At 54.7% G+C, this 23,053-nt stretch carries 19 protein-coding genes, 2 tRNA genes and 1 pseudogene; 15 read left to right on the plus strand and 7 right to left on the minus strand.

From position 1 onward, the window contains the following. The 6 genes from PHP98_03405 to gap all read right to left on the minus strand — a co-directional run. Positions 1 to 184 (minus strand): tetratricopeptide repeat protein (locus PHP98_03405; GenBank protein ID MDD5482685.1); only part of this gene is annotated, 184 nt, incomplete at its 3' end. After that, complete coding sequence (locus PHP98_03410; protein MDD5482686.1) at positions 178 to 1,071, minus strand: hypothetical protein; 894 nt, start codon at positions 1,069 to 1,071, stop codon at positions 178 to 180. The genes PHP98_03405 and PHP98_03410, both read right to left, overlap by 7 nt. A 109-nt stretch (positions 1,072 to 1,180) precedes the next feature. After that, the gene (locus PHP98_03415; GenBank protein ID MDD5482687.1) at positions 1,181 to 1,837 is read right to left on the minus strand and encodes a hypothetical protein; all 657 of its coding nucleotides are present in this window, start codon (positions 1,835 to 1,837) and stop codon (positions 1,181 to 1,183) included. A 22-nt stretch (positions 1,838 to 1,859) separates the two neighbouring features. After that, a complete protein-coding gene (locus PHP98_03420) occupies positions 1,860 to 2,957 on the minus strand; it encodes a hypothetical protein (GenBank protein ID MDD5482688.1) in 1,098 nt (365 codons plus the stop codon). A 101-nt stretch (positions 2,958 to 3,058) separates the two neighbouring features. Beyond that, positions 3,059 to 4,312 carry a phosphoglycerate kinase gene (locus PHP98_03425; protein ID MDD5482689.1) on the minus strand — a complete coding sequence of 418 codons (1,254 nt, stop codon included), beginning with the start codon at positions 4,310 to 4,312 and terminating at the stop codon, positions 3,059 to 3,061. 156 nt (positions 4,313 to 4,468) lie between these two features. Continuing rightward, positions 4,469 to 5,512 carry a type I glyceraldehyde-3-phosphate dehydrogenase gene (gene gap / locus PHP98_03430; GenBank protein ID MDD5482690.1) on the minus strand — a complete coding sequence of 348 codons (1,044 nt, stop codon included), beginning with the start codon at positions 5,510 to 5,512 and terminating at the stop codon, positions 4,469 to 4,471. 189 nt (positions 5,513 to 5,701) lie between these two features. Between gap and PHP98_03435 the strand changes: the two genes are divergently transcribed. Next, positions 5,702 to 7,837, plus strand: coding sequence for a beta-galactosidase (locus PHP98_03435; protein MDD5482691.1), 2,136 nt, complete (start codon positions 5,702 to 5,704; stop codon positions 7,835 to 7,837). A 63-nt stretch (positions 7,838 to 7,900) separates the two neighbouring features. Here PHP98_03435 and dtd read toward each other — a convergent pair whose 3' ends face one another. Then, positions 7,901 to 8,368, minus strand: coding sequence for a D-aminoacyl-tRNA deacylase (dtd, locus tag PHP98_03440; GenBank protein ID MDD5482692.1), 468 nt, complete (start codon positions 8,366 to 8,368; stop codon positions 7,901 to 7,903). 268 nt (positions 8,369 to 8,636) lie between these two features. On the opposite strand from dtd, the gene PHP98_03445 reads away from it, so the two are divergent. The 14 genes and pseudogenes from PHP98_03445 to rpsG all read left to right on the plus strand — a co-directional run bounded on the left by PHP98_03445 (position 8,637) and on the right by rpsG (position 23,050). Further along, a tRNA-Thr gene (locus tag PHP98_03445) sits at positions 8,637 to 8,709 on the plus strand. A gap of 57 nt (positions 8,710 to 8,766) precedes the next feature. Then, a complete protein-coding gene (tuf, locus tag PHP98_03450) occupies positions 8,767 to 9,975 on the plus strand; it encodes an elongation factor Tu (protein MDD5482693.1) in 1,209 nt (402 codons plus the stop codon). A gap of 183 nt (positions 9,976 to 10,158) precedes the next feature. Then, the gene (rpmG, locus tag PHP98_03455; protein ID MDD5482694.1) at positions 10,159 to 10,311 is read left to right on the plus strand and encodes a 50S ribosomal protein L33; all 153 of its coding nucleotides are present in this window, start codon (positions 10,159 to 10,161) and stop codon (positions 10,309 to 10,311) included. Between the two features lie 112 nt (positions 10,312 to 10,423). Further along, positions 10,424 to 10,496 (plus strand) — tRNA-Trp (locus PHP98_03460). Between the two features lie 75 nt (positions 10,497 to 10,571). Continuing rightward, a complete protein-coding gene (gene secE / locus PHP98_03465; GenBank protein ID MDD5482695.1) occupies positions 10,572 to 10,775 on the plus strand; it encodes a preprotein translocase subunit SecE in 204 nt (67 codons plus the stop codon). 29 nt (positions 10,776 to 10,804) lie between these two features. Then, entirely contained in the window at positions 10,805 to 11,353 is a 549-nt protein-coding gene (nusG, locus tag PHP98_03470; protein MDD5482696.1) for a transcription termination/antitermination protein NusG, read from the plus strand. A 239-nt stretch (positions 11,354 to 11,592) separates the two neighbouring features. Beyond that, positions 11,593 to 12,015 (plus strand): annotated as a pseudogene (gene rplK / locus PHP98_03475) (50S ribosomal protein L11). A 91-nt stretch (positions 12,016 to 12,106) separates the two neighbouring features. After that, positions 12,107 to 12,805: a 50S ribosomal protein L1 gene (gene rplA / locus PHP98_03480; GenBank protein ID MDD5482697.1), complete on the plus strand. Its 699-nt coding sequence runs from the start codon at positions 12,107 to 12,109 to the stop codon at positions 12,803 to 12,805. 13 nt (positions 12,806 to 12,818) lie between these two features. Further along, positions 12,819 to 13,346 carry a 50S ribosomal protein L10 gene (rplJ, locus tag PHP98_03485; GenBank protein MDD5482698.1) on the plus strand — a complete coding sequence of 176 codons (528 nt, stop codon included), beginning with the start codon at positions 12,819 to 12,821 and terminating at the stop codon, positions 13,344 to 13,346. An 82-nt stretch (positions 13,347 to 13,428) separates the two neighbouring features. Further along, positions 13,429 to 13,800, plus strand: coding sequence for a 50S ribosomal protein L7/L12 (rplL, locus tag PHP98_03490; protein ID MDD5482699.1), 372 nt, complete (start codon positions 13,429 to 13,431; stop codon positions 13,798 to 13,800). Between the two features lie 302 nt (positions 13,801 to 14,102). Further along, a complete protein-coding gene (gene rpoB / locus PHP98_03495; protein ID MDD5482700.1) occupies positions 14,103 to 17,876 on the plus strand; it encodes a DNA-directed RNA polymerase subunit beta in 3,774 nt (1,257 codons plus the stop codon). An 87-nt stretch (positions 17,877 to 17,963) separates the two neighbouring features. Then, entirely contained in the window at positions 17,964 to 22,094 is a 4,131-nt protein-coding gene (gene rpoC / locus PHP98_03500; protein ID MDD5482701.1) for a DNA-directed RNA polymerase subunit beta', read from the plus strand. A 92-nt stretch (positions 22,095 to 22,186) separates the two neighbouring features. Further along, positions 22,187 to 22,570, plus strand: coding sequence for a 30S ribosomal protein S12 (gene rpsL / locus PHP98_03505; GenBank protein ID MDD5482702.1), 384 nt, complete (start codon positions 22,187 to 22,189; stop codon positions 22,568 to 22,570). A gap of 9 nt (positions 22,571 to 22,579) precedes the next feature. Next, a complete protein-coding gene (rpsG, locus tag PHP98_03510) occupies positions 22,580 to 23,050 on the plus strand; it encodes a 30S ribosomal protein S7 (protein ID MDD5482703.1) in 471 nt (156 codons plus the stop codon). Positions 23,051 to 23,053 lie beyond the last annotated feature (3 nt).

The following is a 23,053-nucleotide window of genomic DNA, read 5'->3' on the forward strand; positions in this document are numbered from 1 at the left end:
TGTCCGGGAAACGCCGATGAACGTCCTTCAATGCGGCCAGCGCTTTATCATCTTGGCCCTTATTTTGATAGATCATAAAGCCCGCCATAATTGCCCGTGGCCAGGTCGGAGTATTCCGGTACTCCTGTCTGAATTTATTAAAATAATTGAGCGCTTCGCCGTAATTCTGTTCCGTCATTACCATACAGTTTCCCAGCATAAAGTCAAGATATACCCCTCCGCCGCCCCAGCAGGATCATAAAGAATTTCCAGACAGTAATCGGCTTTCGCCTCTATCATTTCGCCCCGATACAAGCCAAATTCGTTATCCGTAATGAATCTATCCGTTTCCCGGCCGGCCTTCTCTGCCGCCGCCTTGTCCAGCGGCACTTTCCGCTGTTCATTGAGACAATATAGGGCATACCCGTAAAACCGGACAGCTTGTTCATACCGTTGCATGGTCATAAGCAGATCGCCGCCGCATTCACAGACCAATACCCGTGCTAATTCTTCAAGCTTCGGCCCCAGGTAATTGATCTGGTCCAAGGCCGTCTCGTATTCCTTCAATGCCAAATGCGCTCTTGTCGCCTCCACGGCACAGTCCGCCGTAACACGGTCAATTATCCATTCCTCCGCAGGCGGGAAGGAGGCAAATAAACGTTGCGGCTCTGAACGTTCAGGCTGTTTGGATTTGACTGGTTTCCCTTTTTGTGCTTTTTCCTTTTGTTCCGCTTCGGCTTGAGCCGTTTTCCACTGCCGCGCTTTGTCCTCCCCGACCAATACCGGCGCAACCAGCGTGAGGGTCGCCAGCGGATTTTGTTCCATTATGTTCTGGTAACGCGCCAGGATCGCAAGCCAGCGCGTGCGTGCCGCGGATATTGCTTCGGCCAGAAAATATTCGCAGGCTTTGAAATCATTTTTGCTGAATGTTCCGTCCGCCATTTTGCGGATGTGGCGGAACATCAATTCTTCGCGGAGACAGGCTTCTTCCGCTTCGTTGGATGGATTGCCGGCAATGGCTGGCAGGCAGGAGGTAAGGCACAAGCAGAAAGCAATGGTGACGTTAATACTTAATTTAGAGGCACGATACATTTAAGGTATAAGTATGTCTTGGGATGCGTTTGATATTTTATTCGTTACTGGCATGAGAAGATACTGTATGACTTTATCAGAGTTGTTTGTATCTGCTACGGCATTTTAACTACTTGGATAATTTTTTCAGCATTCTGCTCTTTGTTTCCTCGTTCATCTTGTAGGTGTCCATTATTTTTTGAAGCTCATCAATCGCCTCAGGTGGTTGTGAGTATACTTCCACCAGGAAACATTCCAGTTTGTAAGATATGTCCTCTTCCAGCTTGCGAAGACGATACTGAAAATTATGCTCGTCTATTTTTTTCTTGTTTTCTGCAAGGGCTTTTTCATATTCTTTACGGAGTTCAGGTTCTTTTATCGATTCGGGGGCTACCCCTGATGGATATGAACCCGGAGCAGAAATGTTTCTCTGGGGAGAAGAGGTAAAATCAAAGTTCTTATCGATTTCTTTCTCTACTGCCTCATGTAATTTAAACCAAAGCTCCGCCTGAATCCTGCGTGCGTTTGGCCATTCCGTGAGCCATTCATCGACGTTTAGTTTATCAAGTTTCCGCAGGCTGGTCAGGCTGCCGATTATTTGTTCAATGATTTGAACGTCTTTCTCTTTATGAAATCTAACCAAATTGCTATCAATTTCTTTTGCCTTAATTTCCACGGTTTTCATTGTGAGTCTCTCTGTGTTTTTTTGATTTTCTGCATCTTCTGCTAAGCTTATGGAAACCAAAGAAATAAAAACTGAAAGGCAAACAGTTATAATGATTTTCATTTTCCCCTCCTCTCGCGTTTTTTTAATATCCAGACGTTGGATCATCAGCGTTTTTACTTACCGAAAATCCGCCTTTACTTATTGTAATTTTACCGGTGTCGTCTGCTTCTTGGTAATGTGTTACGGTCTTGAAAACTTTCGCATTTCCACTTCCGACCCGGAACTCCCATGGTATTGGCCATGTGAATGTGCCGTATGAAAAGGGTGGCTCTCGACTATCGCTTTGCACAGTATCCACGAAGTCATCCTTGTTGGGCTTTGTTTCTGTACCGGCAATAACTTTTCCCCAGTCACCAATAGGATGAATAGCACCATTCAAATCGCTGTAGAACCCATTTCCTATCCCCACGCATGACTGTTCTCTCATCTCAATATTGATGAAGGAAACATCATTTGGCGTTATATATGCTCGGCCTTTGAATCCAGCAGATGCTGTTCCGTTTATGTGCCAGTTTGTTGTTCCGGGTTCTCGTTCCATCTCTATTCCACTTGGCTCAACTACTGAGAAATTAGCGGTGTATGTTTTGCCCTTATATGCAGCCGTGACGGACGCACCGGAAGCTCTTTCATGCGCAGTGAATTTGGTTGAACTGCCAGACGATGGATATATTGATCCATCCCCTGTTAATGACCATGTAACTTGGCTTCCTGTTGCGCCTTCAAGTGTTAGAGTAACTTTTTCTCCAACACCGAGTTTTTTTCTTGTGCGGTCGACAGGGATTGTAGCGTCGGTTATCGTCTCCAGCTTAACAACCTCCGCCTCCGTATCCATTTTCCAGGTTAATGCCCGGCCCGCGTTTGTCCCCGGATAGGTATATTCGCCGCTGAAACGACCAATGTGCTGGGCCGCAAAATCCGGCGGTACAGTCCCGTTCCAGCTTGCCGGCCCGCCCACCCAGATAAATCCGCCGGGTTGATCGCAAGCGCCTTTTGTCACAATCGCATTGTCCCCCTTCGCGTTTTTAGGCGGTGTAACCGTGAAATCAACATGATCGCCGGGTTGCAATATCCCAAAATTCGCGCTCTGGGTATAATCCCAGGCAAAGACACGCTCGGGCAGACCATGCCAACCCAGCATAAATGCCAGTAAAACAACATATAGTTTTGCTTGATGCATCATGTTTCTTCTCCTGAATCCGAGGCGGGATTACGCTATGGGCGGGATTAAAAAATACGCTGCAGAATCCTGTTTATCAGACCAAAAAACAAAAACTTAAACAACTATTTGTCGCTCAGGACCGCGATGCCCGGCAATTCCTTTCCTTCCAGGAATTCCAGGCTGGCGCCGCCGCCGGTGCTGATATGGCTCATTTTATCCGCCAGGCCGCTTTTGTTGACCGCGCTGACGCTGTCGCCTCCGCCGATGATGCTGACGCAGCCGCGGTTGGCGGCGATGGCGCGGGCGACGGCGAAAGTGCCGTCTTCAAACGGGGCCATTTCAAAACAGCCCATGGGCCCGTTCCAGACGATGGTCTTCGCGTTTTTGATCGCGGCCGCGAAAAGCTGGGCGGTTTTGGGGCCGATATCCAGCGCCATCCAGCCTTCCTCAATGCCGTTTTCATCCGCGACCCTGGTGTTGGCGTCGGCGCTGAAGGCGTCGGCGATAATATTGTCAACCGGCAGGAGCAGTTGCACGCCCTTTTGGGCGGCTTGGGCAAGGACGTCCCGGGCCAGGTCAACCTTGTCGCTTTCCACGAGGGATTTGCCGACCGGCAGGTTTTTCGCGCGGTAAAAAGTATAGGCCATGCCGCCGCCGATCAGCAGGGCGTCAACCTTGTCCAGGAGATTGGTAAGGACATTGATTTTGTCGCTGATTTTGGCGCCGCCGATGATGGCCGCGTAAGGCTTGGCCGGGTTGGAGGTGGCTTTGCTCAAGTATTCAATTTCCCTCTCCATCAGGAAACCGGCGGCGCGTTCCCGGAAAGATTCCGCCACCCCCACGATGGAGGCATGCGCCCGGTGCGCCGTGCCGAAGGCGTCGTTGACGTATACGTTTCCGAACTGCGCCAGTTGGCCGGCAAAGACCTTCTGCTTCTTTTTCATTTCAGCCTTGGCCGCTTTTTTCTCCTCGTCCGAAGCGGTTTTTGGCAGGTCGGGTTTTCCCTCTTCTTCCGGATGAAACCTGAGGTTTTCCAGTAAAAGCACTTCGCCCGGTTTCAGAGACCGGGCCATTGCCTCGGCCTCCGGACCGATGCAGTCCGGCGCGAACCCGACGGGTTTGCCGAGGATTTCGGCCAGCCGTTCGGCGGCGGGTTTCAGGCTGAATTTCACATCCGGCTTGCCGGTCGGCCGGCCGAGATGACTCATGAGCACCAGAGAGGAACCCTGGTCAAGGACGTATTGAATGGTCGGAAGCGCGGCGCGGATGCGGGTGTCATCGGATACCCTGCCGTTTTCCAGCGGCACGTTAAAATCCACGCGCATGAGAACGCGCTTGTTTTTCAGGTCAACGTCGCGGACGGTTTTTTTGTTCATGTGTATGAATTCCAAAAATATGCTCAAACGTTCCGTTGTAGGAGCCGAACCCGCGTTCGGCGATGTATGCTTTGCCGTCCGGAATCGCCGCATAGGGATGCGGCTCCTACATGGATCCAATATAATTGCCGCCTTTGGCGACCTGATTAAATGTGTCTATTTCAGCGTCGCCGCCAGCTTCTTCAGCAAATCCACGCAACGGCACGAGTAACCCCATTCGTTGTCATACCAGCCGACGATCTTGGCCAGATTGTCGCCGAGGACAATGGTGAGCTTGCTGTCAAAAATACAGCTGTGCCGGTCGCCGACGATGTCCGCGAGGACAATGTCATCGTCGGAATAAGCCAGGAATCCCTTCAGGGATCCATCGGCGGCCTTTTTGAACGCCGCGTTGATCTGGTCGGCGGCGGCGGTCTTTTTAAGGACCACCGAGAGGTCGGTTACGGAGCCGTCCGGGGTGGGAACGCGCAGGGCGTAACCGTGTAGTTTGCCTTTCATTTCGGGAATAACTTCCGCGATGGCCTTGGCCGCGCCGGTCGTGGTGGGGATGATGGAGACCGCCGCGGAGCGCGCCCGGCGCAAATCCTTGTGGGGGAAATCAAGAATGCGCTGGTCGTTGGTGTAGGAATGAATGGTGGTCATCAGGCCTTTTTCAATCCCGAAGGCGTCGTTCAAGACCTTCACCATGGGCGCGAGGCAGTTGGTGGTGCAGGAGGCGTTGGAAATGACATGGTGTTTGCCCGGGTCATAGGCGTTATCGTTGACGCCCATCACCAGGGTAACGTCGTGGCCCTTGGCCGGCGCGCTGATCAGGACTTTTTTGGCGCCTGAGGCGGTGATATGCAGGCCGGGCCGGTCGGTTTCCTTCGCCTTTTCGGTGTTGTCGGTAAAACGGCCGGTGCTTTCCAGGACGACCTGTACGCCGAGGTCTTTCCAGGGCATTTTGCCGGGACCTTCCTTGACGGCGAGCGTTTTGATTTTTTTGCCGTCAATAATTATGTTCTGCTCGTCGTGGCTGACGGCGCCCGGGAATTTTCCGAAGGTGGAGTCGTATTTCAGCAGATGGGCCAGCGTTTTGGTGTCGGTGAGGTCGTTCACCGCCGCAAATTCCAGCTGGTCCAGCGCTTTCATCTCATAAGCCGCGCGGTAAACGAGGCGCCCGATTCTGCCGAAGCCGTTGATTCCGATTTTGACTGCCATGGTGTTTTCTCCTTTTTTGTTTTTTCGCGTCGTTCTTTCTTGAAAAAAGCTTGTTGCCAGGGTTGAAAAAGACAAAGTGGAGCGTTTGTATTAAAAATCCGGCGGGGAGTCAATAATTAAAATTGTTTTTTTCATGAATTTCGCAAATTGACAATTCAAAAGACGGTTCATATACTGCGGGGACAAAACATGCAGATCGGAGTTCAATATTACCGTCCGCCGTTTCCTGATGCGCGTTACTGGGAAGACGATCTGAAAAAGATCCGCGCGGCCGGATTCAACACTCTGCAGTTATGGGTGCTCTGGAGTTGGGTTGAGGCCCGGCCGGGGCGTTTTGATTTTTCCGACTATGACCGGCTGGTGGAGTTGGCCGGCAAAAACAACCTGAAAGTGGTTTTAAGCGCGATTGCCGAAGTTCAGCCCCTTTGGATTCACCGCGAGATTCCCGGCTCGGAAATGCTCAATCACCTCGGCCAGAAAGTCGTTTCCGCCAACCGGGTTGAATGCCATTTCGGCATCACACCGGGCGGATGTTTTGATCATCCGGTCGTGTGGGAAAGGATGCAGCTGTTTTTCCGGGAGGTGGCCGGGCGTTACAAGACTGCCCGGAATTTGTACGGATGGGACGTTTGGAATGAACTGCGCTGGAACGTGCAGGCGCAGGGGCTCGTGTGTTTCTGCGAACATACCTTGAGGTTTTTCCGGGAGTGGCTGCGCGAAAAATACGACGGATTGGAGGGATTGAACCGGGCCTGGCAGAGGCGTTACGTCAACTGGGAGGACGTTTCCCCCGGGTGGCTGCCAAACCGGCCTTTCACGGAGACCATGGCATTCCAGCATTTCCTTACCTTGCGCGCCAGCGAGCATGGCCGGAAAAGATATGAAACCATAAAAACGGTTGATCCGGATCATCCCGTCACTGTGCACGGCGGCGCTCCCAGTCCGTATTATTGCGGGACGGATCCGTTCAATATTATTGATCCCCAGATTCTTACTCCGCTGGACCGCGGCAATGACTGGGATCTGGCTTCCTGCCTGGACGGCATCGGGTGTTCCAGTTTCCCGAAATGGGGCCGGGAAGATCTGGCCGACTATATCGTGCGCATGAACACGATCCGGTCGGCGGCCGGAAAGAAAAGACTCTGGCTGAGCGAATTGCAGGGCGGCCGCGCCGCGCAGGGGTTTTCTCAGCAGGATCCGGTCGGCGCGGTGGAGCAGCAGCACTGGCTCTGGAACGGCATCGCGGCCGGCGCGGAAGCCGTTCTTTTCTGGTGCTGGAGGGACGAGGTTTTTACCACCGAGGCGGGCGGCTTTGGAATTTCCGGTTTTGACGGCCACGCCGCGGAACGTCTGGCGGCTTTCAAGGCCACCGCGGGCGTCCTGTCAAAATACAGGGGCATTCTGGACAAATACCGGCCCGGCCGCGCCGAGGTGGGGATATTTTTCAGCCCGCAGTCGGCCTATCTGCACTGGTGCCACAACGGAAAAAGCGCGGTTTATTTGAAAGCGCTGCTGGGATACGGCAAGGCGCTGGCCAGGGCGAACATTCCCTTTGAGATGATTGAAGAGGAACATCTGGATGAATTGCGGCGGCTGAAAATTCTCTTTATGCCGCGCGCCCTGGTGGTTGATGAAAAGACCGGCGCAAAACTGCGCGCTTATATTGCCGGTGGCGGCACATTGGCGGTGGAATCGGAATGCGGCGCCTTTGATTCGCGCGGCCTTTACCGTTATCCCGGAGACCGCTTCCTGGATAAATGCGGCGCGCGGGAAATCGGCCGCCGTTCAACGGACGGGGATGTTTTCCGGTTCCGGGTTGTTGTCCGCGGCCGGCGCTTTGACTTGACCGGATCGCAGTGGGCGACGCCGTGGCAACTGGACCGCGGTAAAATAAAAATATGGGCCAAACATGGCCGGGAAATCCTGGCCGGCGAAACGGTGTTCGGCAAAGGCAGGATAGTCCTGCTCGGAACATATCTGGGAGAAACGTATTTGAAAAAACGAGCCCGCGGGTTTGAGGATTTTTTAAAGATGGTTTGCGCGCGCGCCGGGTTTGTTCGGAACGCGGAGATTTTTGCCGGCCGCGGGGCGGATGTTTATCTGCGCGCGGGAAAAAGCGGCGGCCGGCGCGTGTTTTTTGTTTTCTGCGAATCCGGGTGCAAAACGGCGGCGCTTGAAGTCTCCGGGGATTATTTGCGCGCCCGGGAACTGAAGGACATGATTTCGGGCCGGACGGCGAAAGGAGCGCGGGCGGGTAGCAAAAACAGCCGGACGTTCAAATTCGTGATTCCGAAGGAAAGAATGCTGGCGTTGGTGGAAGAATAAAGCTTATGTTAATTTTGCACGCAAAGCGCGCGTTTATATGCTTTTAAGTGCTATGCGCAACTTTTAAAACAGGTTTTCCCGTTCGCCGGCGCTATTCAATTCAATTGTTACCGGACCGTCGTTGAAAATTTCCACCGTCATTTTTGCCTGGAATACCCCGCTGGCGACCTTGTCGTCGCCGAGGATGCGCCGCAGCGCGGCGAGATAACATTCGTACAAACGTTCCGCCTCGCCGGGCGGCGCGGCCATCATAAAGCTGGGGCGGTTGCCCTTGCGGGTGTCGGCGTGCAGGGTAAACTGGGATACGACCAGCGCGGCGCCTCCGGTGTCCATGATGGAAAGATTCATGCGGCCGCGCTCGTCGGGGAAAATGCGCAGGGCGGATGTTTTTTCCGCGAGGTGTTTCGCGTCATTTTCCGTGTCGCCCTGCCTGACGCCGAGGAAAACGACGAATCCCGGGCCGATTTCTCCGGCCGGTTTTCCGTCCAGGAGGACCCGGCCCCGGGCGGCGCGCTGGATCAGTGCTTTCATGCCGGGGGCGAGCATACCTTTTTTGTTTCTAGCCGTCAAATTATGCGGCAAAAAATAATTTAAAAAAGTTATTGACATCCTGCGGTTATTTGTTAGAAATAACCGCTCATTTATAAAAGGGTCGCGTCATGCGGGAACAGCCCCGGGCGGCCGGTTACGCACAATGCCTCATATTAAAACTGCTTTCAGCGTGAAATAAACGTTGAAAGGAGGGTGGGGTTTGTTTTTATTTTTACGGAGGATGTGCGGCTGAGTTTTTTTAAAATTTGCCCACGTAGCTCAGTTGGAAGAGCACATCCTTGGTAAGGATGAGGTCAACGGTTCGATTCCGTTCGTGGGCTTGGGCGCAAATTCTGCCGCCGCCGGCATGAAACGAATAAGCGAAGGAGGAAAGAGATATGGCAAAAGAAAAATTTGAGCGGACAAAGCCGCACGTTAATGTAGGCACGATCGGTCACGTTGATCATGGCAAGACGACTTTGACGGCGGCGATGACCAAGGTTCAGTCCTTGAAGGGCATGAGCGACTATGTGCCCTACGACCAGGTGGCAAAAGCTTCCGAATCGCAGGGCCGCCGCGACCCGACCAAGATTCTGACGATTGCGACGTCCCACGTTGAGTATTCAACCGACAAACGGCATTATGCCCATGTGGATTGCCCGGGCCACGCCGATTATGTCAAAAACATGATCACCGGCGCGGCGCAGATGGACGGCGCTATTCTGGTGGTCAGCGCTGCGGACGGTCCGATGCCCCAGACGCGCGAACACATTCTGCTGGCCCGCCAGGTGGGCGTGCCCGCGATTGTCGTTTTCCTCAACAAGGTTGACCTGGTTGACGACCCGGAACTGCTGGACCTGGTAGAAATGGAAATCCGCGACCTGTTGACAAGCTATCAGTTCCCCGGCGATAAAATTCCGATTATCCGCGGCAGTGCCATCAAGGCCTTGAGCGCGACGAAAGCGGACGACCCGGCCGCCAAGTGCATCCTTGACCTTATGGACGCGCTGGACAGCTACATTCAGGAGCCCGTGCGTATCATTGACCAGGCTTTCCTGATGCCGATTGAGGACGTCTTCTCAATTGAAGGCCGCGGCACGGTCGTAACCGGAAGAATTGAGCGCGGCGTGATCAAGGTCGCGGACGAGGTTGAAATCGTCGGCTTGCGGGATACCCAGAAAACAGTTGTTACCGGTGTGGAAATGTTCCGCAAACTGCTGGATCAGGGCCAGGCCGGCGACAATGTCGGCTGCCTCCTGAGGAGCACGAAAAAAGAAGACGTGCAGCGCGGCCAGGTTCTGGCCAAACCCGGTTCCATTACGCCGCATACTCATTTCAAGGGACAGGTCTATGTGCTGGCGAAGGATGAGGGCGGGCGCCATACCGCGTTTTTCAACGGTTATCGTCCGCAATTTTATTTCCGCACCACCGATGTGACGGGCTCGGTAACCTTGCCCGCCAATGTTGAAATGGTTATGCCGGGCGACAACGTGGAAGTGGAAGTCAAACTGATTGTTCCGATTGCCATGGAAAAGGGCGTCCGGTTTGCGATCCGGGAAGGCGGACGGACGGTGGGCGCCGGCCAGGTGACCGAAATTATCGCGTAAAAACAAACTCCGTTCCGTATAACTTCCGCCGCCGGGGCTAATGGAGAGCGGCAAAAAGGAGCGCCGCTCGCGGCCGGGTTTGTCCGGCGCAATTTTGCGTATGTCCGTCTCATTTCAGGCGGCATCGCAAGGCGTTTTGTCCGGGACGGAAAGACGGTGAACCTGATATCCTGATTCAATACTATGCCAAGAGAAATCATTACCCTGGCGTGCAGTGAATGCAAACGGCGCAATTATACGACGACCAAGGATAAGAAGCGGACGCCCGACAGGTTGGAGTTGAAAAAATATTGTCCTTTTGAGCGCAAGCATACCGTTCACCGTGAAATCCGTTGAAGAGCGAGGCGGCGGGGAAACATTTTGACATTGTATTTTGCGCCGGGCAAGCGGGACGGCATGCGCGTGTCCGATGTCTGAAGCAGGACGTCCGGCGTCCGGGTTGTGGAATAGGCCAGTAGCTCAATTGGCAGAGTACCGGTCTCCAAAACCGGGTGTTGTGGGTTCGAGTCCCCCCTGGCCTGCCCCGTGGACGCCGCCGAATGGCGGCGGCTTGTGATTGCGCGGCGGCCAATAGCGGTGGTGACCGGGAGGCGCGTATGGCGATGAATATTCCGGGAATATTTGACAAATTTGCAAGTTTTATCGGCGAAGTCGGCGTTGAACTCAGAAAATCGGCGTGGCCAACCCGGCAAGAGCTGGTTGAATCCACCGTGGTGGTCGTTGTCTCGGTTGTCATGCTGGCGGTTTTTGTCGGCATCTGCGACCTGATTCTTATGCGGCTGTTGAAACTGATCATTTGAACCCGACCGCAATTTCCAGGAAACGCACAATGGAAAAACAATGGTTTGTCATTCATACGTTGACCGGGAAGGAAAACAAAGTCAGGGAAAGCCTGTTGCGCCGGATCAAAATTGAGGAAATGGGCGATCTGGTCGGCGAGGTAACGATTCCTGCCGAAAAGGTTTCGGAGGTGAAAAAGGGCAAAAAAAGCACGCTGACGAGGATGTTTTATCCCGGTTACGTTCTGATTGAGATTGTCTTGTATGACGATAAAGGCAAGATCAATGAAAAATCCTGGTATTTCGTGAACGACACTCCCGGCGTTATCGGGTTTATCGGCGGCTCCCGCCCCGTTCCTCTGCAGTCGCGGGAAGTGGAATCAATTCTGTATCAGATTGAAGACAAGAAGGAAAAAGTCAAACCCAAGGTTGTTTTTGAGCCGGGCGAAACGGTGAAAATCACCGACGGCCCCTTCCTTAATTTCAACGGGATTGTTGAGGAAGTGGATCCGGACAAGGGCAAGTTAAAGGTCTTTGTTTCAATTTTCGGGCGCACCGCTCCGGTTGAACTGGAATACTGGCAGGTGGAACGGGTTTGATTAATTTTGAAGGGGCAGTGATTTTAAGAGTAGCCACAAAGAGGCGCAGAGTTTTTTTTGTGGCAAAAAAATAGTTTTAATGCATAGGAATTTCAATGTTGTCTATTTTTTGTAGGGGCTTCGCTCGTCGAAGCCCTCTGAAGGGGCGCGACAAGCACGCCCCCTACATGCGAAAAATAACAGTTGCCGCCTTTTGGCGGCTTAATTTAAGTTTAACATTTATTTTTGAGGTATAAAAAATGGCGAAGAAAGTAACGGCGGTCATCAAACTGCAGATTCCGGCCGGGCAGGCCAATCCGGCGCCGCCGGTCGGCCCCGCGCTCGGCCAGCAGGGCGTCAATATCATGGGCTTCTGCAAGGAATTCAATGCCGCCACCCAGGCCAAGGCCGGCATGATTCTGCCGGTGGTCATCACCGTCTATCAGGATAAAACTTTTTCGTTTGTGACGAAAAGCCCTCCGGCGGCAATTCTCATAAAACAGGCCGCCGGACTGGCCAAAGGCTCCGGTGTGCCCAACCGCGACAAGGTCGGCAAGATTACTTCGGCCCAGGTGATGGAAATCGTAAAAACAAAACTGCCGGACTTGAACACGGCCGACGCGAAACGCGCGGCCCGCCAGATTGAAGGCACGGCCCGCAGTATGGGCGTGGATGTGGTGGAAAAACTGGAGGAAGCGCAGAAGCCAGAAAGCAGCAGTCAGGCGAAAGTGGAAACAGAAAAAACAAAAACAGTAAGCGCGAAATCTTAAGTTCATGAAAGAGCACGGAAAAAAATACCGCAGTCTGAAAAGCAAGGTTGAGCAGAAACAGTACGCGCTGGGCGAGGCGATCGCGTTCATCAAGGAGAACCCGGCCGCAAAATTTGATGAAACCCTGGATATCGCCTTTCGGCTCGGACTTGATTTTAAGAAATCCGAGCTGACGGTGCGCGGCCTGGTGAGTTTGCCGCACGGCACCGGCAAAAGCGTGAAAGTGCTGGTTTTTGCGTCCGGATCAGCGGCCGAGGCCGCGCGCGCGGCCGGCGCCGACTTTGTCGGCTTTGAGGACATGATTGCGAAAATCCAGGGCGGGTGGCTGGATTTTGACGTGGCGGTCGCCACGGTGGACGCGATGAAGGATGTGCGCAAACTCGGCAAATTTCTTGGCCCGCGCGGGCTGATGCCGAACCCGAAGACCGGCACGATCACCGACGACGTGGCCGCGGCGGTGAAACAATGCAAGGCGGGGCGGGTTGAATTCCGCATGGACCGCCACGGCAACATCATGGTGCCTTTCGGCAAACGTTCCTTTGACGCGCAAAAGCTTGAGGAGAACGCCCGGGCGGTCGTTGGCGCGGTCGTGGCCGCGCGGCCTGCCGCCGCCAAGGGCATCTTCATAAAGCGCTGCGTGGTCAGTTCAACAATGGGCGTCGGCCTGCCCATACAGCCGCGCGAATTTTCCGCGGCGGAATAAGAAAGGTTTTTTTATGAGACCGGACAAAATCGCAATGGTGAATGAAATCCGCTCCTGGGTGACGGGGGCCTCGTATTTGATTTTAACCAACTACAAGGGGATGAAGGTCGGCCAGATCAAGGAGTTGCGCCTGCGCCTCGCAAAACAGAATTCCGCGTTTCACGTGGTCAAGAATAATTTTTTCATGAAAGCCGTTGCCGATATGCCGGGGATGAAGATGGCCGAACCGCCTGATATTCCCCTGGCCATTGTCTTCGGATCAGGCGACGGCATTTCCATCGCCAAGCTGATTGACGATTTTGCGCAGGAACATAAAGTGGCGGCGATCGCGGGCGGTTTTCTGGATGGCCGCCGGTTCTCGGCGGCGGAGTTCGCGCAATTGGTCAAGCTGCCTTCAAAACTTGAGCTGCTTGGCATGCTTGCCGGCGGATTGGCCGCGCCGGTCCGCGGCCTGGTGTCCGTTATGCGCCAGAAAATGGCCAGCGTGGTGTATGCCCTGCGGGCGGTTCAGGAGTTAAAGAGTAAATCCAGTAATAAATAGGAGATCAGTCATGGCAGATGAAGTTAAAACAGAAAACGTGCAAACACAGGCGAACGCTTCCGATGTTAAACTTGAAGGGAAGATGAAGGAATTCATTGACTGGGTTGAAACCATCAGCGTTCTTGAATTATCCCAGCTGGTGAAGGCGTTGGAACAGCGTTTTGGAGTGTCGGCCGCCGCGCCGATGATGGCGGTTGCCGGCGTTGCCGGCGGCGGAGCGGGCGGCAAAACCGAAGAGGCGAAAACCGAGTTTACCGTTGTGCTGGCGAGCGCGGGCGCGCAGAAAATACAGGTGATCAAGGAAGTCCGCGCGATTACCGGCCTGGGGCTGAAAGAATCAAAAGACCTTGTTGAAGGCGCGCCGAAGCCGGTTAAAGATGGGGTTTCCAAGGAGGACGCCGCCAAAATCAAGGAAAAACTGGAAGCCGTCGGCGCAAAGGTTGAGATTAAGTAATTTTCAGGGGTATTGCGCCGGATATGTTAAAAACCGCCGCAAATGCAGGGAAGATCGCTTCCCGCCGCGCGGCTGGATGTGGGTGTTTTTTTTAGAGTCAGCGCTTTTTGCGCGCGCCGCGGCGGAGACTGCCGTAAAAACGTTTCAGTTGCGCGCGGGCAACTTGAACCTGAAATGGAAAGGCGCGCGTTAGAGTTTGAAGCTCGGAAAAATTCGGCCGCTTGCGGCCGGCGGCCCGCAAGCCGTCCATGAACCTGCAGACGAGAATCTGACAACCTGGTGGTAGCGCAAAGGATATTCATATGGCGGAAACAATAGATTGCGGCAAACTTAAAAGCATCATAGAGCCTCCTGACCTGATTGAATTGCAAAAACGTTCATACTGCGATTTCTTCCAGATGGATGTGCCGGCCAGCCGGCGGAAGAACATCGGGTTGCAGGCGGTTTTCAAGGAGATTTTTCCCATTGAAAGCTACGACGGCGGCTGTGTGCTTGATTTTGTCAGTTACGAGTTCACGCCCACCAAGAAAACCCCGGATCAGTGCTTAAAGGACGGCGAAACTTACGCCGCGCCACTTCACGTCAAATTCAGGCTGAAAAACGGCGACGAAGTCTATGAGGAAGTCGTTTACATGGGCGAGATGCCGATCAGCACCGAAAGCGCGAGTTTCGTCATCAACGGCGCCGAACGCTGCATTGTCAGCCAGCTCCATCGCTCGCCGGGCATTTGTTTTGAACGGACCGTGCATTCAAACGGCTCGTCCATCTTTTCGTTCCGCCTGATTCCCGACCACGGCTCCTGGGTTGAAGTGCAGTTTGACGCCAGCCATATGATTTATATTTACCTGGACCGCCAGCACCGCCGCCGCAAGTTCCTGGCCGTCACTTTCCTGCGGGCGCTCGGTTACGGCGCCAACGACGAACTGCTCCGCCTTTATTACCGCTTTGAAAAGATCAACGTTTCCGGCGATTTTCCGGATGAAAAGCTCAAAAATCTCGTTTTGAAAGACGATGTGATAGACGTTAAATCCCAGACCATCATCGGCCGGCGTTACGATTACATCACGCGCGGCCTGCTCAAGCAGATGAAGGGCGCGGAATATGAGACGGTGGAGGTCGTTGACGTTTCCTGGGATGAGGGTTTGTTCCTGCGCAACGTGCAGAAAGATGAAACCAATTCGGAGGAGGAAGCCCTCAAGGAAATATTCATGAAGCTCAGGCCCGGCGACCCGCCGACCGTGAGCGGAGCCCGGCAGATGCTCAAAAACCTTTTCTTTGACGCGCGCCGTTTTGATCTGGGCCGGGTCGGCCGTTACAAGATCAATCAGAAGCTGAAACTGGACAAAAACAAGGAACTGCGGGCGATTGACAACGAGGACATGGTGGAGGCGCTCCGCTACCTGATCAATCTTTCCCGCGGCAACGGGGTTGTGGACGATATTGACCATCTCGGCAGCCGGCGTTTGAAGGTGGGCGGCGAGTTGCTGGAGAACCAGTGCCGCCTCGGGCTGGCGCGGGCGCAGAGAACCCTGCGCGAGAGAATCATGTATATTGACACCTCGGTTGAAAAACCGATGCCGCAAAGACTGATCAACCCGAAATCACTCTCCGCCTCGGTGCTGGACTTTTTTGCGCGCAGCCAGTTGAGCCAGTTCATGGACCAGACCAATCCCTTGTCGGAGTTGACCCACAAGCGGCGCATGAGCGCGCTCGGCCCCGGCGGTTTGAGCCGGGAAAGGGCCGGTTTTGAAGTGCGCGACGTTCACACGAGCCATTATGGCCGGATTTGTCCGATTGAGACGCCGGAGGGGCCGAACATCGGGTTGATTTCCTCGCTGGGCACTTATGCCCGCGTGAACGATTTCGGCTTTATTGAGACGCCCTATATAAAGGTCAAGGACGGCCGCGTAACCGGCGAGGTTGATTACCTGACGGCGGATCAGGAGGAAAATTTTGTCATTGCTCAGGCCAACGCGCCGACGGATGAAAAAGGGCGGCTGCGCGAGGAGGTTGTCTCGGTAAGGTACCGGGGCGAGTTCCTGGAAAAGAGCCGGGACAGCGTTCAATACATTGACACCTCGCCGAAGCAGATGGTCAGCGTGGCGGCCGGTTTGATTCCGTTCCTTGAGCATGACGACGCCAACCGCGCGCTGATGGGGTCAAACATGATGCGCCAGGCCGTGCCGCTCCTGCGCACGGAACGCGCCTTTGTCTCAACCGGCCTGGAAAAACGGGTCGCGCTGGATTCCCGGATTATGGTGACGGCTTCCGAGCCGGGCCGGGTCGCCTATGTTTCGGCGGTCAAAATCATCGTTACTCCCGACGGCAAGCTTCCCAAGAAAAATTCAAAACAATGGGAGGCCGCCCAGGTTTACGAACTGCGGAAATTCATGTGTTCCAATGCCGGCACGTGCATTAATCAGAAACCGATCGTGAAAGCGGGCCAGAAAGTAGTGAAGGGCATGGTCTTGGCCGACGGCCCTTGCACGGCGGAAGGCGAACTGGCCCTGGGACGCAACGTGCTCGTGGCGTTCATGCCGTGGGGCGGCTATAATTTTGAGGATGCGATCCTGGTCAGCGAGCGGCTGGTGCGCGAGGATTTTTTCACGTCGGTGCATATTGAGAAGTTTGAAATCAACGCGCGCGACACCAAGCTCGGTCCCGAGGAAATCACGCGGGATATTCCCAATGTCGCGGAAGAGGCCCTGCGCGATCTCGGGCCGGACGGCGTGATCCGCATCGGCGCCCGCGTGAAGCCGGGCGACATTCTGGTCGGGAAAGTAACCCCGAAAAGCGAAACCGAGCTGGCGCCAGAGGAAAGACTGCTCCGCGCCATTTTCGGAGAAAAGGCGGCCGACGTCCGGGATACCTCGCTGCGGGTTCCCAGCGGCACTTCGGGGATCGTGATGGAAGTGCGGGCTTCCGCCCAGGAAAATATGGACAGGGAAAAAATGAGCGCCAAGGCGCGGCGCCAGCAGGTCAAGCAGATTGAAGAGGAATACAAGCAGAAGAAACAGAACCTGCTGGAGGTGTTGACCGACGCGTTGAGCAACGTCCTTCTGGGTGAAAAAATACCGCTGGACGTGGTCAATGCCGAAACGGGGGAAATCATCATCCCCGCCAACCGGAAGATCACGAAGTTCCTGCTGCGCAAGCTTTCTTCCTGCTGGGAACATATTGAAGTGGACCCCAGCCCGATCCAGGTGCGGATTCAGGGGATCATCAACGAACATAAAAACCAGTTTGCCGAAATTGAAATGGAGCGCGAGAACGCGCTGCATCGCATTTCCAGCGGCGATGACGTAGAGGAAGGGATTGTCAAGCAGGTCAGGGTTTATGTCGCCAGCAAGAAACGCCTGGCGGTCGGGGACAAAATGGCCGGCCGGCATGGCAACAAGGGCGTGATTGCCCGGATTATGAAGGACGAGGATATGCCCTTTATGCCCGACGGCACGCCGGTGGATATGGTGCTTAACCCGCTGGGGGTGCCTTCGCGGATGAACGTCGGCCAGTTGTACGAAACCCAGCTGGGATGGGTCTGCGAGGAAATGGGCATTCATGTCGTTACCCCGATTTTTGACGGTATTGCCGAGAATGAGATTCAGAAAAAGCTTGGCGAAAACAAACTGCCCGCGAACGGCAAGACCGTTTTGCGGGACGGCCGCACCGGCGTGGAATTTGAACAGCCGGTTACGACGGGCGTGATTTACATGTTGAAACTGCATCACCTGGTAAGCGATAAAATTCACGCCAGGGCGGTAGGGCCTTATTCGCTGGTAACGCAGCAGCCGCTCGGCGGCAAAGCGCAGTATGGCGGCCAGCGTTTCGGCGAGATGGAAGTCTGGGCCATGGAGGCTTACTCGGCCGCTTACGCCCTGCAGGAGCTGTTGACCGTCAAGAGCGATGACGTGCACGGACGCACGCGCATTTACGAGGCGATCATCAAGGGTGAAAACATTGTGGAGCCGGGGGTGCCTGAGTCGTTCAATGTTCTGATCAAGGAATTGCAGAGCTTGTGCCTGGATATGCGTTTGTTGACTTCAGGAGAGGAGAAGCAGAAAATTTCCAAGGATTGATGTTCGGCCGCGAAGGCATGCGTTTCGGAAAGTTTTTTAAATTTATTTCTGTCTTTGTTTCATGGCGGAAACTTCAGAGGAGGCAAGGTGGAGACAACAGGTTTTCAAAAAAGCCCGGAAGAAGTAAAGCAGGTTGATTTTGACTCCGTGGGCATCGGGCTGGCGTCCCCGGAATCTATCCGTTCTTGGAGTTTCGGCGAGGTCAAGAATCCCGAGACCATCAACTACCGCACTTACAAGCCGGAACGCGGCGGACTTTTCTGTGAAAGAATTTTCGGCCCCCAGCGCGACTGGGAATGCAGCTGCGGAAAATACAAGCGCATCAAACATAAGGGTGTGGTCTGCGACCGTTGCGGCGTTGAGGTTACGGTTTCCAGGGTGCGGCGCGAGCGCATGGGCCACATAGAGCTGGCCGTGCCCGTGGCGCACATCTGGTTCAGCAAAAGCATGCCCAGCCGCATCGGCCTGATCATGGACCTTACCGCCCGCGCCCTGGAGCGTATTCTTTATTACGAGGATTATATCGTCATTGATCCCGGCAACACTCCCCTCAAGGAAAAACAGATTCTCATGCAGGAGGAATATCGCGAGGCCGTCGCCAAGTACGGCGATAATTTCACGGTCAAAATGGGCGCGGAAGCGATCCGCGATCTGATGAAGAAGCTTGACCTGAATGAGATAATGCGCAGCCTGGAAAATCAGATGGAACATTCGCGCAGCCAGCAGACCCGCAAGAAACTCGCGAAGCGGATGAAATTGATTGAGGGCTTGCGGGCCAATAACATGCGCCCGGAGTGGGTGATTATAGAAGTTTTGCCGGTAATCCCTCCGGACCTCCGTCCGCTCGTTCCGCTGGAGGGGGGGCGTTTCGCCACCTCCGACCTCAATGACCTTTACCGGCGGGTGATCAACCGCAACAACCGTCTGAAGAACCTGCTCATGCTGAAAACGCCGGAAGTGATCATCCGCAATGAAAAGCGCATGCTCCAGGAAGCGGTGGATGCCCTGCTGGATAACGGCCGCCACGGCCGTCCCGTGGTGGGAACCGGCAACCGTCCCCTCAAGTCGCTCAGCGATATGCTCAAGGGCAAGCAGGGGCGGTTTCGCCAGAATTTGCTCGGCAAGCGGGTTGACTATTCGGGGCGCTCCGTGATCGTGGTCGGCCCCGAACTGCAGTTGCGGCAATGCGGAATTCCCAAACGCATGGCGCTGGTTCTTTTTGAGCCGTTTATCATCCGCCGCCTGAAGGAAAAAGGCATTGTGCATACCGTGCGCAGCGCTAAAAAACTGATTGAAACCCAGAGCGACGTGGTCTGGGACGCCCTGGATGAAGTCATTAAAGGCAAGACGGTGATGCTGAACCGCGCCCCGACCCTGCACCGGCTCAGTATTCAGTCGTTTGAGCCGGTGCTCATTGAGGGCGATGCCATCCAGATTCATCCCCTGGTCTGCGCCGCCTTTAACGCCGACTTTGACGGCGACCAGATGGCGGTGCACGTTCCGCTCTCAACCGAGGCCCAGCTTGAGTCTTACCTGCTGATGATGTCAACGAACAACCTTTTTTCACCCTCCAGCGGCAAGCCGATCACCACTCCCACCCAGGATATCGCGCTGGGCATTTATTACATGACCCTCGGTCCGAATTTTTCCAAGGGCGAATCTTTCCCCGCGCAGAGCGGCGGCAAAGTCAATCATCTGCCGATCTTTGCCGATGCGGCCGACGTCCAATTCGCCTATGATCTCGGGAAGGTCAAGGTGCATACGCCCATCCGCCTGCGCAATCCCGATTACCTGAACAAGACCGTTTACGGAAAATCGGACCAGCGGGTCATCACCACCACGGTCGGCCGGGTGTTCTTTAACCGAATCTTTCCCCATATGATCGGTTTCATCAACGATACCGTGGTCAAAAAACTGCTCAACGCGATTATCGGGAAATGTTACCATCTGGCCGGGCGCGCGGAAACGGTCCGCCTCCTGGACGACCTCAAGAAAATCGGGTTTCACTACGCCACGCTGGCCGGCGTTTCCATCGGTCTTGACGACATGATCGCCCCGGAAAACAAGAAGCCGATCGTCGCCGAGGCGCGCCGCCAGGTCAAGGAAGTGGACAAGCAGTACGAGCGCGGAATCATAACCGAAGGCGAACGGTACAACAAGATCATTGACATCTGGACCAGAGCGACCGATGAAACCGCCGCCACGATGCTGGGCGAAATGCAGCGCATGCAGTTTACCGGCAACCCCAACCCGCTTTTCATGATGGTGGATTCCGGCGCGCGCGGCAGCCGGCAGCAGATCCGGCAGCTGGCGAGCATGCGCGGACTGATGGCCAAACCTTCCGGCGAGATTATTGAACGCCCGATCGTTTCAAACTTCCGGGAAGGATTGAGCGTGCATGAATATTTCATCAGCACCCACGGCGCCCGCAAGGGGCTGGCCGATACCGCCCTGAAAACGGCCGATGCCGGCTACCTGACCCGCAAGCTGGTGGACGTTTCCCAGGACGTGATCATTACCGAGCACGACTGCAACACCCTCAACGGCATCCGCGTTTCAGCCATTACCGGCGTGGTGGATATACCGATCAGCAAGCGGATCGTCGGCCGCACCGTTCTGGACGATATCCGCAATCCGCTGACAAACGAGCTGATCATCGCCGCCGGCCAGGATATCAGCGAGACGGAAGCCGAGCTGATTGAAAAATGCGACATTGATTCAATCAAAATCAGAAGCGTGCTGACCTGCGAGGCGAAGCGCGGCGTGTGCGCCAAATGTTACGGGCGCGATTTGACCACCGATCACCTGGTTGAACTTGGGACGGCGGTCGGCATTATCGCGGCCCAGTCCATCGGCGAGCCGGGCACCCAGCTGACCATGCGCACCTTCCATATCGGCGGCGCGGCCAGTTCCAAAGCGGGTCAGAACGAAATCAGGGCGAAAAACGAAGGCATTATCGGTTTTGAGGACGCGCGGATGGTCAAGGACGCGCAGGGCAATAACATCGTTCTCAACAAACACTGTTCGGCCGTTGTCCGCGCCCCGGACGGGCGCGAGCTTGAGCGCCATCTGCTGATGGTCGGGTCAATTATTTCCCTGAATGAAGGCGACAAGGTGGCCAGAGGCCAGGTGTTTGTGCGCTGGGAACCGCACAGCGTTCCGATCATTGCCGAACACGGCGGAGTTGTCCAGTTCCGCGATTTTGTTGAAAACGTTTCCATGAAGGTGGAAGTTGACGAAATCACCGGTTTCAAGCGCATCCTGATCCTTGATTACCACGAAGAGCTCCATCCGCAGATACTGGTCAAGGATCAGAAAACACATGCGGCTCTGGCAACATACAGCATACCCGCCGGCGCGTATGTTTTTGTCGCCAACGGCGGCATAGTCACGCCCGGCACTGTTTTGGCCAAAACCCCGCGCAAGGAAGCCAAAACAAAGGATATTACCGGCGGGTTGCCGCGGGTCGCCGAATTGTTTGAGGCGCGCCATCCGAAAGACGCCGCGGAAATATCAAAAATCGCCGGTATCGTGGAGTTCGGCGGCATTCAGAAGGGCTCCAGAAAAATCATCGTCAAGGATATCGCAACCGGCTCCGCGGAGGAACATATTATTCCGCTCGGCAAACATATCATCGTGTTCAGCGGCGATCATGTGGAAAAAGGCGAGCCTTTGACCGAGGGGCCGATTGTGCCGCAGGAAATCCTTGAAGTCTGCGGGCCGCAGGAACTGCAGGAATATCTGGTGAACGAAATCCAGGAGGTCTACCGCCTGCAGGGTGTGGAAATCAACGACAAGCATATTGAAGTCATAGTCCGCCAGATGCTGAAAAAAGTCAGAATCACGAATTGCGGCGATACCGAGTTTTTATGGAACGAACTGGTTGACAAGAAACATTTCCATGAAGTCAACCGCCAGGCCATGCTGGAGGGCAAACACCCGGCGGAGGCCGCGCCGGCCATCCTCGGCGTAACCAAGGCCTCCATTGAAACGGAAAGTTTCATCTCGGCCGCTTCTTTCCAGGATACGACCCGCGTGCTTACGACCGCCGCCACGCTCGGTAAAATTGACAAGCTCTACGGGTTCAAGGAGAACGTGATCATGGGCCATCTCATTCCGGCCGGAGTGGGTTTCCCCTCCAACAGAAAAATCAAGCTGATTGCCATCGGAAAAACCGACGCGCCCGAAACGACGGCGGAAGATAAAGATGAAAAGTGAAAAAAAATATTATTTGTTGTGGTAATTTCAGGAGAAACTGATATAAATCTCGCCTTTAAGCGCGACGGGAAAAAAATACGAAGGAATGTTTTATGCCGACTATTAACCAGCTTGTTCGTTGCGGTCGCAGAAAGGTCAGGTATCGCAGCAAATCGCCGGCCCTTTTCAAGTGCCCGCAGCGCCGCGGAGTTTGCATCGCGGTGCGCGTGCTGACGCCCAAGAAGCCGAACTCCGCCCTGCGGAAGGTCGCCCGTGTGCGCCTGACGAACGGCGAGGAAGTTACGGCTTACATTCCCGGGGTCGGTCATAATCTGCAGGAACACAGTATTGTTCTGGTGCGCGGCGGCCGCGTCAAAGATTTGTCGGGCGTTCGTTATCATATTGTCCGTGGAACGCTGGATGCCTCCGGCGTGGAAGGCCGGAAACGCGGACGCTCGCAGTATGGCACCAAAAGGCCGAAGGCCGGCGGGCAATAATGGAGAAATATGGCGCGAAGACGTAAAGCAAAAAAACGCGAGATCACGCCGGACCTGAATTACAACAGTCCGCTGGTCGGCAGGTTGATCAAGGGCATCATGCGCTGCGGCAAGCAGTCCACGGCCGCGCAGATTGTTTACGGCGTCCTGGATCAGATTAAAGAGCAGACCAAGGAGGACCCCTTGGAAGCGTTGATGCGGGCCGTTGATAACATCAAGCCGAAGGTTGAGGTTAAATCGCGCCGCGTAGGCGGCGCCACTTATCAGGTTCCCGTCGAGGTAAGCGGCGACCGCCAGTTGTCGCTGGCTTTGCGCTGGCTGATCCAGTATTCCAATGCCCGCAAGGGCGTTCCGATGCGCAAGGCGCTCGCCCTTGAAATCATGGATGCTTTTAAAAACCAGGGGAATGCCATCAAGAAAAGGGATGATACCCATAAAATGGCCCAGGCCAACAAGGCGTTTGCTCATTATAAATGGTAATTT

Source organism: Kiritimatiellia bacterium, assembly GCA_028715905.1.
Taxonomy (GTDB): Bacteria; Verrucomicrobiota; Kiritimatiellia; order JAAZAB01; family JAAZAB01; genus JAQUQV01.